The sequence below is a fragment of the Photobacterium aquae genome (assembly GCF_001029445.1).
Taxonomy (GTDB): domain Bacteria; phylum Pseudomonadota; class Gammaproteobacteria; order Enterobacterales; family Vibrionaceae; genus Photobacterium; species Photobacterium aquae.
Genome location: NZ_LDOT01000034.1, coordinates 138,887 through 152,475, shown reverse-complemented (window position 1 = coordinate 152,475; position 13,589 = coordinate 138,887). Strand labels below are relative to the sequence as shown.

Genomic DNA, 13,589 nt, shown 5'->3' with positions numbered 1-13,589 from the left:
CAAAGGCTCATATGTGTTAGCATGTTGTTTCCGCAACAAATGAGTTGACTTGTGAGCGTGTAGCAAAACGTATTTTCTTACCGTGAAAATCGTTGAACAACAGCTGATGAAACTGCCATGAGCTTTTAGACTCTCGTTCCGAGTACTCAGAAGCCCACTGCAATAACTCGCTAAAATTTTTCTCGGCCTGTTCCACATCAAGTTGCTTCGAACTCTCTGAGCCCCGCGCATGAAGGGAACTCTCACACACGGACCACTCTAAATCCAGGAATAACAGCGTATCAGCAGAAGGTATAAGCTGTTCAGCTAAGGCACCAAACACCCCTTCAATCACCCAACTATGTTGGGTTCGTAAGCTAGCAATTTCATCTTCAATTGCTTCAGGGGATCGTTTACGGTTATAGCCACCGGGCTCCCATACAATTGAGTCCAAGTTAACCTCTTGCAACTGGAGCTTTCGTGATAACTGCTCTGACAGCCAGCTCTTTCCTGAGCCCGAATTGCCAATGATGAGAATTTTCTTCATGTTGCTCCTATACGCTTAACAGTGTATTAAACAGCATGCTCGCTTTCCCCAGCCTAATACACGTTTAATTGCGCATGATTTTCTTATCAGTATCCTTTTAAGTCAACTGGTTGCATGAAATCATTATTGCTTATGGTTTTTTGTTGTCTGGCTGTGGCATCGAAGAGGTAAAAATTGAAGGGACAGATTGATTACAAAAAAAAATAGACAAACCGAAGTTTGTCTATTTAGGTTACGTTATTTGAGTTTCAAACTACTGGGCGAAAAACTGAACACAGATAACTAAGATGGAAACTTGCCAGCTTTCTAAATCAACGAGCTGGAATTCTCTTTAACGATAACCGAGTTGGAAACTCCAGTGCTTCATGGCTAATGAAGGCAGCAAGTTTGGTTAACTAAGTTGGAAACTCTCTCCTCATAATACTCTCTCTTTAGGGTAATTACTCAGTTCGTAAAACCCGAACCGCACTTTAGGAACCGCGAATTTGCAATGAACCAGTCGCTTGTTTGTATGAACAAATCAATATGCTCAGGGTTCATTTACCTCAAGCTTCATCAACTTTGCTCTGTATAAATCCAGGTACTAGAGCTCGAATAGAGTCAAAAGGCATTAAGTGATATTCAAATCAATAGTATTTGAATTGCTTTAATATGGATGCGTATTTACAATATGAACCCAGTTGATATGCTTATAAGGTAGAGAGATAGAATTGAAACTGACCATCGGTAATAGTGAAGCTTTGGCTAGTGCAATTGAGTTTAGCGATAATGAGATAGTTTTCCTCTTTGGTTCGCCATTATCCGCTTCTTCTGGACAAACTGTTGGTATACCTGGAGTTAGAGGTGTTCTCGATATAATAGAGAGTAGGCTATCAGAAAAACCTAAGCTTCTTGAGCTATACCATAAGAATGTGAGTTCAGCGCAGCCTGATACGGATAGGTATCAAAGCTCCTTTGATTTCTTATCAATGTATACTAGCCCTAATACAGTTAATGGCATTATTCGTTCAGCAACGTTGCAAGCCTATAAAGGTGATGTATCTGATATTGATATCAACGATGTTACTCAATTGATAGAATTGCAAAATGATGTCCGCAACTGGTCTATTCCCCCAGCTACTAAATCTTTATCAGAGATTTTGTTGAACTTTGATAAAGCTTCAAAAATCGCATTAACCCCAAATTTTGACCCGCTCCTGTCTATTGCTCTGGAGCAGGCAAGTTATAAACCAGCGAGAGTGGTTTTACACGGCGATAGTAACCTTGAGCAGTTTCAGGTGTCTAATGTCAATGTTATTCATTTTCACGGTTTTTGGGTCGACACAGATACATTACACACCCCTGCTCAATTGACTTTGGATAGACCCCTTCTAAAGCAGTCTTTAACAAGAATATTGAGCAATAAGACACTAGTTGTTTTGGGCTATGGAGGGTGGGACGATATCTTTACGCAAGTTCTATTCTCAATGATTAGTGATAGTGGGGCCAATTTCGATATATTGTGGGCGTTTTTTGAGTCGAATGAATCGACTATAAAGCAAAAATATCAGTGTTTACTAGAGTCTGTTGCACCTGCAATACAAAGGGGAAGATTTAAAACATATGGGGGCATTGATTGCCACAGTTTCCTTCCTCAGCTTTCAGAAGCTCTTGAATGCAGTAACGCTGTAACAGAGAATTCCCATAATCTTACTTCTGCTCCTGTAACTGAAGAAAAGCATATCCAGGAAGGTGAACAAGAGTTTGAAGATAGAGAAGCAGCTCTTATCCCATGGAATATTTTTTTAGAACCTGCTCATAGTTCAGTGAGAGTAACGGAGAGAAGTTACTTGCTGGGACTATTGGCAAAGCATCGATGTGTCAATGTTGAAGCTGAATGGGGAATCAGCCATCGAGAGTTTGTTTATTCTCTGAAACTAGAAGCGAAATCTACTTACTTTAATGCTCCAATTTTCAGAGTTGATCTCGCAGGAGTTAGAAACAAAAAGGAGATTTTTGAACGTATCGAGCGTGAAACTGGTGTTAGTCTACAAGTATTTATTCAAAAACTACCTCAGTATAATAATATTGTATTCTTTGATGATGTTGGCGCAGAGCTCACCAAGTCAAATGACGTAGCGAGATTAGTGGAAGATCTAGAGTCGTTATTGCCGATAATGTATGAGTACAACGAGAATGCTAAAGTTGTCTTAGTTAGCCGAAAACGGTTAAGCAATAATTTTCCTACAATGCAATTATCTAAATTGGAAGATTATGACGCTAAAGAGTTTATATTAAATCATAGTAATGTTGGCGATAAACTGGATAGTAATGCCATTGATACTGTTATCGAGCTTGGAAAAGGCATTCCATCTAGCATAGAAAGGTGTATACAAGATTTAAACTTACTTTCCTCAGAAGAGCTTTATGAAGAGCACTATACACCCGAATCACGAAGCTGGGATAACGATGGCGATTTTCCAGCCGAAATAATAAACAGAGTGGAGCAGTTAGCCTCTAGTCAAGAGCTTCACACAAAAAGAAGTTACCAGTTACTTGAAACCTTGGCGGTATTGGAGTTTGGTGACACATTCTATAACTTAAAGCGAACTAACCCTGACGCTACTTACCGAAAAACAAATCTAGATGAACTTCATGATTTAGAGCTCGTTGAAGCAACTAACTTAACTAGAAGTATTGTCGAAGTGCCAGTCAATAGCGGAGAGACAAAAATCTTAAGGTTACCAAGTGCAGTTAGAAATTATGTTTACGGTAAACTTAACTCGGCAAAAGTTTATGAAATTTCTAAAAATATCGCAAAGGTTCACTTAGGAGAGAATTGGCGAGCAGGGAAAGTGCAACTATGCCAGCTTACAAAAAGACAAATAAAAGAAAGTGACAAAGTAGCAGGTAGTACTCAAGTGCTTCTAGCACAGTTACTTAAGTGTTCGATAGAGTTAGATTTAGGACGTGATATTAATTCTGCAATTAGAGCCTGCCGTTCATATTGTAAGCAGATTTCTAATGCTGCACGTTACAAAGAAGTTATTTCCTTCTCCAAGCATATTCGAGCGATCGCAAGAGAGTCGGATAAAGTCGGTTCATTGTCATACTTCTATATGCTCGAAGGATATTCGTCTAGGATGATCTCAAAACATGAAGAAGCTGAGCCATTGCTGCTAGACGCTTTGAAGGAAAAAGAACATCTTACGAATGATGAGATTGTTCAGGTTTTAGTTAACCTCATGTTTATGTACGATTCTCTTGGAAAGTTAGATGAAGCCATTCGATATGCCAAGGAAACTTTGGAAGTTGAACCAAAGAATTCTGACGCACTCTTAAAGCTGGAAGAACTATCAGACCTCAATGAAATTCAGAAGTTAAAGAACTTAGAAGAAAAATTCAGAAACAATAACAGGATAATTACTGCAAACAATGCGGCATTAGTACTTTGTGACTTGGAAAGCTCATATAAATCAAAGGTGTACTGGCTAAATCGAGTTTTAGCTTCACAAGAAAAAGATCAATACAATCAAATGCGAGCCATCACGAAGAAAGCTTTACTGGATCCTAGTGGGCACTTCACGCCAAATACGCAAGAGCTGAAACTATTACACACTTGCTATATATTCTCGTTTTCTCAAGGGATGAATCGAATGTTCAATGACTCCCATAAGTTACTATGGAACCATTATATAGAACAGAGAAACTATGTGACAGTCTTTAATTTGTATAGGCACAGCTCACTGTACTGGAGGATTTACGGCTTCGCAGACAAGGAATTGCAATATAGTAATGAAATTAAGTTGCTCGTAGCTAGGCTTTTACCAGAGGCAATAGACTTGTCTAGATATGAAAATGCGTACGTAATTCATCGTGCTCAGCTTTTGGCTCAAGATGAGTCTTAGTACCTTTTGATGCCATGTATGTCCAGATAGTAAGGCAAGCCAGTAGGATCGTCTTACTATCTGATTTTATTGCCAATCAGTGCTCAGTATCTGTAATCCTCCCATTTTTAGTGGCACCCTAAATTAGAGTTTTCCAAGTGTTCTGACTTAGCCAGGTATTCCCATGGAGTCAGATCATTTAACGCACTGTGTGGTCGTTCATCATTGTATTCAATGAGCCATTTTTCGGTCAGTTCTCGTACTTCATTCAGGGTTTTAAAGACATACATATTGAGTATTTCGTCGCGGTAAGTTCGATTGAAGCGTTCAACATATGAGTTCTGCGTTGGTCTGCCAGGATTGATGAACTCTAGTTGGATTTGATGTTGCTCTGCCCATTCAGCTAACGTAGTTGATATAAATTAAGGCCCATTATCCATCCGTATCTTGTTTGGGTAACCCCGCCAGGCAACAACCCGATCTAATACTCTTACCACTCGAGGAGCGGGTAAATTCAGGTCAATCTCAATCGCCAACACTTCTCGATTAAAGTCATCGATAACATTGAAGGTTCTAAAGCGTCTTCCGCACATAAGTGAATCACTCATAAAGTCCATCGACCAACATTGATTAATGCTTGCTGGCACACAGAGAGGCTCAGGGTAGCGAGTCGGTAAACGTTTCTTACCACGACGGCGTTTATTCAGTTTGAGCTCACAATAGACACGGTGTACTCGCTTGTGATTCCAGCGGTATCCCCAGCGTTTTAGTACTTTGAACAGCTGACTAAAACCATAAGCAGGATAACGTTCAACAGCATCCTGCAGCGCAGCAATGACTGAATCATTGCGATGCTTGTCAGGTTGATAACGGTAAACTGAATCACTAATACCAACAATCCGACAAGCTCTACGGAGACTGACGCTGTGAGAGTACCTCGCGTAATCAACTAACTCTCGTCGAATGGCTGGTTTTACAGCTTTTTTTCGACAATATCCTTGAGAATTTTGTGATCCAAACTGAGCTCAGCAAACATCTGTTTGAGGCGACGATTTTCGTCTTCAAGCTCTTTTAGTCGCTTCACATCAGAGGCTTCCATACCTCCATATTTTGATTTCCAATTGTAATAGGTAGCATCGGAAATACCGTACTCACGGCAAACCTCTTTGACCAACCTACCAGCTTCAACTTCCTTCAGGATCTTTACGATCTGAGATTCTGTATATCGTGATTTTTTCATCAGCGTTCTCCATTTTATCTAGTTTAAGTCGGAGAACTCTATTTGGGAATGCCCCTAGATTACGGGATGATTACATCTCTTGTGGTTTAAGCTTTCAGCATTTTTTTGAGCTTAACTATCGGAGACCCATTGCTAAACTAGACTCTGCTAGAGTACTACAATGCAAGGCTCTATATGTAATTTAGAAAAAGGCGAACCAAATGGTTCGCCTTTTGTTATTTAAGTTAATTTCCAACTTAGTTATCGGTTTCCAACTCGGTTATCACAGTTTCCAACTTGGTTATCTGTGATCAAAAAACCTCACCCATTTATATAGTTTTCAATCCCCGGGCATGAGCATACCAAGTTGCGATCGCCGAAGACGTTGTCGACACGGTTGACGCTCGGCCAGTATTTGGCGGCTTTGGTATGGGATGACGGGTAGCAGGCCAGTTCGCGGCTGTAGCTGCGGTTCCATTCTGCATCCATCAAATCAGCCTGGGTATGCGGGGCGTTAACCAGCGGGTTGTCTTTTAGATCCCACTCGCCGTCCTGCACGCGGGCGATTTCATGGCGGATGGCAATCATCGCCTCGCAGAAGCGGTCAAGCTCGGCCAAATCTTCTGATTCGGTTGGCTCAATCATTAAGGTGCCTGCGACCGGGAATGACATGGTTGGGGCATGGAAGCCGTAGTCCATTAAGCGCTTGGCGACGTCTTCCTCGGAAATGCCAGAGGCTTCCTTGAGAGGACGAATATCGATGATGCACTCGTGGGCGATCCACCCGTTGCGGCCTCGGTAAAGGACGGGGTAGTGCGGGCGTAGGCGCTCCATCACATAGTTGGCGTTGAGGATGGCCAGTTTGGTTGCCTCGGTTAGCCCAGCATTGCCCATCATCGCGATATAGGCGTAAGAGATCGGCAAGATGGATGCCGACCCAAGTTCGGCACCGGATACGGCATATTGTGGCTGTTCTCCGGTGCTGCTTTGAACATGGCCCGGAACAAACGGTGCAAGGTGTGATTTAACCCCGATAGGCCCCATGCCCGGGCCACCGCCGCCATGCGGAATACAGAAGGTCTTGTGCAGGTTGAGGTGGGAGACATCCGAGCCGATAAAGCCCGGGTTGGTCAATCCCACTTGGGCGTTCATGTTGGCACCGTCAAGGTAGACTTGGCCACCTGCCTGATGGACCAGCTCGCATACCTGCTGCACGGTTTCCTCATAAACACCGTGAGTAGACGGATAGGTGATCATGATGCACGAAAGGTTGTCGCGGTGCTGGTCGAGCTTGAGTTTGAGATCATCAAGATCAATATTGCCTTGATTATCACAGCCTACGACCACGACTTTCATCGATACCATCGCGGCCGAGGCGGGGTTGGTGCCGTGGGCCGAGCTCGGGATCAGGCAGACGTTACGGTGGCCGTCGCCGTTGGCTTCATGGTAACGCTGGATCGCGACAAGGCCTGTGTATTCGCCTTGGGCGCCCGAGTTAGGCTGGAGCGAGAAGGCATCATAACCGGTAATTTCACACAGCATAGCTGAGAGTTTCTCGGCCAGTTCGGCATAGCCCAGAGCCTGCTCTGCCGGGGCGAAGGGGTGCAGGGCACCGAATTCAGGCCATGTAATTGGGATCATCTCAGCTGCCGCATTCAGCTTCATTGTGCAGCTTCCCAATGGGATCATACCGTGGGTGAGCGAGTAGTCCTTATTCTCAAGCTGTTTCATGTAACGCATCATCTGCGTTTCACTGTGGTAACGGCTAAATACGGGATGGGTGAGATAGGTACTGGTGCGGCGGCAGTCAGTCGGAATGGCGGCAAACTCGTCACTGGCAATATCGTCGCTGAACATCGAGGCTTTGAGTGTCTGGCCGGCGAATATCGCCAGCAAATCTTCGATATCGTCGATCTTGGTGGTTTCGTCGATACTGATCCCCAGTTGGCTGCCGTTGGCAAACTTGCGCAGGTTGATGCCGGCATCAAGGGCTTGCTGGTAATAGTCGGCGGTTTTCTTGCCGGTGTTTAGGGTCAGGGTATCGAAGAAGCTGTCGTTGGCAAGCTCAATACCTGAATTGCGCAGGCCAGCGGCCAAAATTGCGGTGAGGTGGTGGACCCGGCGGGCAATTTTGCGCAAACCTTCAGGGCCGTGGTACAGGGCATAGAAAGCAGCCATGTTGGCCAGCAGCGCCTGGGCGGTACAGATGTTGGATGTCGCTTTTTCGCGGCGAATATGCTGTTCGCGGGTTTGCATGGCCATGCGCAGTGCCTGATTGCCCCGTTTGTCTTTGGAGACACCGATCACTCGGCCGGGCATGGTGCGCTTGTGCTTGTCTTTGGTTGCCATGAAACCGGCATGCGGGCCGCCAAATCCCATCGGCACACCAAAGCGTTGGGCCGAACCGATAACGACGTCTGCCCCCATTTCCCCCGGTGATTTGAGCAGGGTAAGAGCCAGCAGGTCGGATGCTACGGCAACAAGGGCTTTTTTTGCGTGGGCTTTTTCGATAATGGCGCTGAGATCGGTGATATTACCGGTCGTTCCCGGGTATTGAACCAGAGCACCGAATACATCATGGTTGTCGATATCGTCCAGTTTTCCGGTGATCAGTTCGATGCCGATAAAGTGGGCACGGGTGCGTACCACATCGATGGTTTGCGGGTGTAGATCCTCGGATAGGAAAAATGCGTTGCTCTTGTTCTTGCTGGCACGCTGGCACAGGGTCATGGCTTCGGCTGCGGCGGTAGCCTCGTCAAGCAATGAGGCGTTGGCCAGCTCCATCCCGGTCAGATCCATCACCGCCTGCTGGTAGTTGAGCAGAGACTCAAGTCGGCCTTGCGAGATCTCAGGTTGGTAAGGGGTGTAGGCCGTGTACCAGCCCGGATTTTCCAGCACATTGCGAAGAATGACATTGGGCGTATAGGTGTTGTAGTAACCCTGACCGATAAAGCTACGGTTGATCACATTTTTTTTGGCAATGGCTTTGAGCGAGGCGAGCATATCCGCTTCACTCTGCGGCAGATCAAGCTGCATCGGGGCCTGAAGGCGGATCGAGGCAGGCACGGTTTCATCAATCAACCTGTCTAGGCTGGCAACGCCAATAGCCTCGAGCATGGTTTGTTGTTGTTGTGAGTTCGGGCCGTTGTGACGGGCGGTAAATTCCTTGTCGTCACACAGTGCTTTTAGAAATGTCATATCGGTCATGGTTCTGTCCTGAACTGTTCTCGCTATTGCACAGAGCATGATGCAATAGCGAAGGGGAGGCGAGAGCGATAAAACTTCCGGGCGCGATGACCCGGAAGTATGCTTAGTCTTCTTCTAAAGAGGCAAGGTACTGTTCGCCGCCGATCAGGTTGCCGAGCTCTTCGGCATCGGTCACTTTGATGCGGGCAATCCAGCCGCCTTCGTAAGGTTCTTCGTTAACGAGTTCTGGGCTCTCTTCCAGCTCTTCGTTAATCTCGATAATTTCACCGGTGACAGGGGCATAGATGTCTGAGGCGGCCTTTACCGATTCCACTAAAGAGAATGATTCGCCAGCCTCGGTAGCGTCGCCCACTTCTGGAAGATCAACAAATACAACATCACCAAGTAGCCCTTGAGCGTGGGCGGAAATCCCCATGGTGATGGTTCCGTCACCATTGTCGCGAACCCACTCGTGGCTATCAGTGAACTTCAGTGTATTTTCCATGTAAAACTCCTTGCGCAATCTTTTCGCAGATTTTGTTGTTTTGCCACCGGCAATCTTGCATTGGCGGCGGTGAAATAGCCTATGTGTGCTTTGTGTAATTTGTACGAATGTCAATCAGTTACCATTTGCAGTCAGTAGGGTATGGCGGCTTTCAACCCAACAACTGATTAACATGTGGTTCTATAAATATCCCATCACACAAAAATTTCCAATAGTGGAACAATGTGTACTTTAATGCCATCAAGCTTACGCAAACGTTTGCCTTTTGTCACCCGTAACTCTAAAATCCGTGCAACTTTTCGTTAAACATTACGATTGTTGCGGTGTGTTTTTATTGTTGCAAATGTTGCCAAAGGCATGGGCGGTAAGGTGTCGATGTTGAGATTGATAGTAAATCTTTCGTTAATCGTGGTCGCGGCTATGCCTCACAAATATGATGAAGAAGTGGGCTTGTTTCCGATTATAGATAAAATTTCAAATATGCTAATTTGGTCATAGTTTTCACAGGGGTGGTATTACGGTTTCCTCTTGGCTATGTCAGTATGACCGTACAAAGCACAACCAAGGATGGGTGGTATGAGTGATGAACAGCCAGTTGATATTTATCCGTCGATGAGTGTCGTCAAAGCGCAGGATGCTGATAAAAACAGCAAAATAGAACCGTTGCAGCTGGGGAAAAGGCTCAAGGAAATTCGGATTGCCAGTGGCCTGACACTGGAGGAAGCCAGCAAGCGAACCGGTCTGGCGCGCTCCACCCTGTCAAAGATTGAAAACGAGCAGATATCACCAACCTTTCAGGCGATGCAGAAGTTAGCGTTAGGATTAGAGGTTGATATTCCACAGCTTTTTGAGCCACCAAAGCAAATTGCGGCAACCGGTCGGCGGGATATCACCCGCCGAGGACAGGGCAAGGCGCACCCAACCACAACCTATGAACATGAACTGTTAGCCACCCAGTTGACCAATAAAAAAATGATGCCGTTTAAGTCCCGTGTCAGGGCGCGTAGTCTTGAAGATTATCCTGACTGGATCAGGCATGACGGTGAGGAGTTTTTGCTGGTGCTCGATGGTGAGATTGTCTTTTACTCGGAGTTTTACGAACCGGTTGTTTTGCTGGAAGGGGATTCTGTCTACTACGACGCCAATATGGGCCATATGCTGATATCAAATAGTGTCCATGATGCGTTGATACTTTGGGTGACGGCATCTTGAGCCTGATTACCAGAAGGTGCTTGCCGGTTTGTGCGTGTCTGCCTCGCGGACTGGGTGGTTGTTATCAGCCTGCTATTTGGTGAGGGTGTTTTTAACAATAGGTAATGCGCGCTCAGTCTGACAGGATCTCGAAGGCTCGCGATATTTGGCTTGGATGTAAAATTTTTGTGATTTTAGGCTGGGTCAGGAATGTGTGATCCCCGGCAGCAATCCCTAAAAGAAACTTTGTTTATTATAGTCATTCATGTTTAACATAGTAATTACAATAGGTTGAGGAATGAACCGTTAACCCGCTGGTGCAACCTGTGCTGGCCGGGCAATGGCGGTGTATGGAGAAACGTAAGCATGTCCGTAAATGAACTGTCTTCAAATGAAAGCCCGTCTCAAGAATTACTGCTCACACCGCTTCATGCCCTTCATGTTGAAATGGGGGCAAAAATGGTCCCGTTCGCCGGGTACGAGATGCCCGTGCAATATGCATTGGGTGTACGCAAGGAGCACATTCACTGCCGCCAAGCGGCAGGGTTATTCGATGTTTCCCACATGGGGCAGCTCAGGCTGCACGGTGCCAATGCGGCTAAGGCTCTGGAGGCATTGGTTCCGGTTGATATTATCGACCTTCCTGTAGGCAAGCAGCGCTATGCATTTTTTACCAATGATCAAGGCGGGATCTTGGATGATCTGATGGTGACCAACTTTGGCGATCATCTCTTTGTTGTTGTGAATGCCGCCTGCAAGGATCAGGATATCGCCCATATTCAGACCGGCTTGCCTAATGATGTTTTGCTTGAGGTGATAGAGGATCGCGCTCTGCTGGCCTTGCAGGGGCCTAAGGCTGCCGAGGTACTGGCAAGGCTGAATCCCGCCGTTGGGCAAATGGTATTTATGGATGCCGCGGCCATTGAATTGTTGGGCGTGGAGTGCCTGGTGAGCCGCTCGGGTTATACCGGTGAGGACGGCTACGAGATTTCGGTTCCGGCCGCAGATGCTGAGAGGCTTGCACGTCAGTTGCTTAGTCAGGAAGAGGTAGAGTGGATTGGTTTGGGGGCGCGCGATTCACTGCGGCTCGAATGTGGCTTGTGCTTGTATGGCCATGATATTGATACGACGACGACGCCAGTTGAGGCCAGCCTGTTATGGGGGATCAGCAAGCCGCGCCGTGCCGATGGCGAGCGAGCTGGTGGTTTCCCCGGTGCCGATGTCATTTTGGATCAGATCAAAACCAAGGATGTTGCCTGTAAGCGGGTTGGTTTGCTGGGGTTATCGAAAGCACCTGTGCGTGAAGGAAGCCGCTTGTTCGATGCTGACAATAATGAGATTGGTGTGGTGACCAGCGGAACCTTTGGTCCAACCAAGGGGCAGCCTGTTGCAATGGCCTATGTGCAGAGTGACTTTTCTTCTATCGGTACAGAGGTCTTTGCGGAGGTGCGTGGTAAGAAACTGCCGATGGTTGTGGAGAAGATGCCTTTCGTACCGCAAAACTATTTCCGTGGTAAGTGATTGTTCCACAGACGTTAATAACAACGAAGAAAAGGAGCCGATTGGCTCCTTTTCTCATTTTCGCAGTGGCAAAAAAGTGGTGTGGTGACTTTACTGGGTATAAAGAGAGGGGAGTAAGTATGCAGCATAAAATCATAGTGAACAGTACATTGGGGGTTAGCTTGTTTGTCTGCTCTGCGATAGCCCCGGTATTTTCCGAGTCTGTATTAATGCCGTTTGATGAATATATGACTCGGTGTACCAGCCAGTTTGGTGATGATGACATTACCCGTGCCGTGTGCGAGTCCCAGTATCGAGCTATAGCCCAGAAGGAAGAGGAATTGATGGCGCAGACCAATAGCTTAACGGAAGAGATCTGGCAGTCGCCACCGTCTGAAGCCGCGGATGATAATGTTAAAGACGCTGAATGACCTTCGGAGAAGAGCGAGCTGTGTCTAGTTCTTCATACTCAGTAGGTAAGACAACGTCTAACAATTCACCGAAAACATAGCATGGTCTGGCTTTACGCTGTGATTGCCCGTATTGATAAAGGCTCGGTAATTTGGCTGCGGTTGATTTTAGTTCGGCAAGTTGTTTGGTTTGTTGTTGTTTACGTACAGCGCTGTTGAAATAAAATTGCTGTGGCGATATCAGGTTAGGGTGGGTTTTAGTCAGGTTGGTATAGCAGGTATCAATAGCTTCAAGTTGTTGAAGCAAAGTAATCGCAAAATATGGCGAAAAGGGCTTATCGCTATCGATGCGGTTTCCGCGCAGTAATGTTTTCCATTGCTGAGCAGCAAGTAAGGCAAGGGCAACATATTCTGGCTGAGAGTATTGTTCCAGCAAGGCCCGCTCGAAATCATCGCGTATTTGATTATCGTTGAGATCTTCGCCATTTAGAGTAACAGGGTTTTCAGGTAGCGAAACAGGGAGTTCGGCGGTACTGACATGGAAATTGGCGAGTATCTGAAGAGCATTATATTGGTTGAGCGGAAAAGGCTCGCTGTGGAGTTGGCATGATACAACGAGGCAGCAGGCTGCCATGGATAGCTGCCACTTTTTCATTTCGCTCATATCCTTTTGGTTATTGAATTATTTTCCAACGTAATTATTGAGTGTTTTTAGTCTGACTATTGTATTAGAGCTTGTGTTTATCCGGAATTTTTAGTCGCGATACAATATCTTTATGCATTTGTATGGATCTAGTCTGGAAATTTCGTACGCTGCTTAGCATTAGAGCGCTCTATTCTGTGACAATTATCAGGTTTTACAGTGTTTTCCCTCATGGAAATTGTTCAGCTTGGATTTAGCCTCCGGGCGTATATTGGATGAGAGGTAGTTACGACGTTGGTCTGCAATTGCCGTATTGTGTTGTTGTTGAGAAGAGTAGCGTCTATGCGAGATGGGGTTTTCGAAGTTGTATTAATTATTGTGGCTATATTTGCGGCCGTTGGACTTTTTTCAGCGGCGGTTATGGCGTGAGTAAATGGAGCAAAGCACTGCGATAGTGCTTCACTCCGTTACTGTAACTTTATTGTTTTTTATCCCCTTTTTGCCGGTATGTCTGGCATTGCCGTCTTGTCCTGCCAAAATTTT

General features: G+C 45.9%; 8 protein-coding genes and 1 pseudogene. 4 read left to right on the top strand and 5 right to left on the bottom strand.

The features are described from left to right. Positions 1 to 16 precede the first annotated feature (16 nt). Complete coding sequence (locus tag ABT56_RS20100) at positions 17 to 526, bottom strand: P-loop NTPase family protein (RefSeq protein ID WP_047880696.1); 510 nt, start codon at positions 524 to 526, stop codon at positions 17 to 19. Between the two features lie 710 nt (positions 527 to 1,236). Here ABT56_RS20100 and ABT56_RS20095 point away from each other — a divergent pair. Beyond that, the gene (locus tag ABT56_RS20095) at positions 1,237 to 4,413 is read left to right on the top strand and encodes an SIR2 family protein (protein ID WP_047880695.1); all 3,177 of its coding nucleotides are present in this window, start codon (positions 1,237 to 1,239) and stop codon (positions 4,411 to 4,413) included. Positions 4,414 to 4,520: 107 nt separating this feature from the next. Here the strand turns inward: ABT56_RS20095 and ABT56_RS23750 are convergent. The 3 genes and pseudogenes from ABT56_RS23750 to gcvH all read right to left on the bottom strand — a co-directional run bounded on the left by ABT56_RS23750 (position 4,521) and on the right by gcvH (position 9,302). Continuing rightward, a pseudogene (locus ABT56_RS23750) lies at positions 4,521 to 5,632 on the bottom strand (IS3 family transposase). Positions 5,633 to 5,932: 300 nt separating this feature from the next. Then, a complete protein-coding gene (gene gcvP, locus ABT56_RS20085; RefSeq protein ID WP_047880693.1) occupies positions 5,933 to 8,818 on the bottom strand; it encodes an aminomethyl-transferring glycine dehydrogenase in 2,886 nt (961 codons plus the stop codon). Between the two features lie 103 nt (positions 8,819 to 8,921). Then, the gene (gene gcvH, locus ABT56_RS20080; RefSeq protein WP_047880692.1) at positions 8,922 to 9,302 is read right to left on the bottom strand and encodes a glycine cleavage system protein GcvH; all 381 of its coding nucleotides are present in this window, start codon (positions 9,300 to 9,302) and stop codon (positions 8,922 to 8,924) included. Between the two features lie 576 nt (positions 9,303 to 9,878). On the opposite strand from gcvH, the gene ABT56_RS20075 reads away from it, so the two are divergent. From ABT56_RS20075 to ABT56_RS20065, 3 genes are all read left to right on the top strand, one after another. Next, positions 9,879 to 10,514, top strand: a complete 636-nt coding sequence (locus ABT56_RS20075; RefSeq protein ID WP_047880691.1) for a helix-turn-helix domain-containing protein — start codon at positions 9,879 to 9,881, stop codon at positions 10,512 to 10,514. A gap of 345 nt (positions 10,515 to 10,859) precedes the next feature. Beyond that, positions 10,860 to 12,014: a glycine cleavage system aminomethyltransferase GcvT gene (gene gcvT / locus ABT56_RS20070; RefSeq protein ID WP_047880690.1), complete on the top strand. Its 1,155-nt coding sequence runs from the start codon at positions 10,860 to 10,862 to the stop codon at positions 12,012 to 12,014. 119 nt (positions 12,015 to 12,133) lie between these two features. After that, complete coding sequence (locus ABT56_RS20065) at positions 12,134 to 12,424, top strand: hypothetical protein (protein WP_157037931.1); 291 nt, start codon at positions 12,134 to 12,136, stop codon at positions 12,422 to 12,424. Here ABT56_RS20065 and ABT56_RS20060 read toward each other — a convergent pair. Beyond that, positions 12,408 to 13,058 carry a hypothetical protein gene (locus tag ABT56_RS20060; RefSeq protein WP_053062586.1) on the bottom strand — a complete coding sequence of 217 codons (651 nt, stop codon included), beginning with the start codon at positions 13,056 to 13,058 and terminating at the stop codon, positions 12,408 to 12,410. The genes ABT56_RS20065 and ABT56_RS20060 overlap by 17 nt on opposite strands. Positions 13,059 to 13,589 lie beyond the last annotated feature (531 nt).

Bases quoted from the DNA above. Each gene is read 5' to 3' on its own strand.
- ABT56_RS20100 (WP_047880696.1), bottom strand. From the start codon at position 526: ATGAAGAAAATTCTCATCATTGGCAATTCGGGCTCAGGAAAGAGCTGG.
- gcvT (WP_047880690.1), top strand. From the start codon at position 10,860: ATGTCCGTAAATGAACTGTCTTCAAATGAAAGCCCGTCTCAAGAATTA.
- ABT56_RS20060 (WP_053062586.1), bottom strand. From the start codon at position 13,058: ATGAAAAAGTGGCAGCTATCCATGGCAGCCTGCTGCCTCGTTGTATCA.
- ABT56_RS20065 (WP_157037931.1), top strand. From the start codon at position 12,134: ATGCAGCATAAAATCATAGTGAACAGTACATTGGGGGTTAGCTTGTTT.
- ABT56_RS20075 (WP_047880691.1), top strand. From the start codon at position 9,879: ATGAGTGATGAACAGCCAGTTGATATTTATCCGTCGATGAGTGTCGTC.
- gcvH (WP_047880692.1), bottom strand. From the start codon at position 9,302: ATGGAAAATACACTGAAGTTCACTGATAGCCACGAGTGGGTTCGCGAC.
- gcvP (WP_047880693.1), bottom strand. From the start codon at position 8,818: ATGACCGATATGACATTTCTAAAAGCACTGTGTGACGACAAGGAATTT.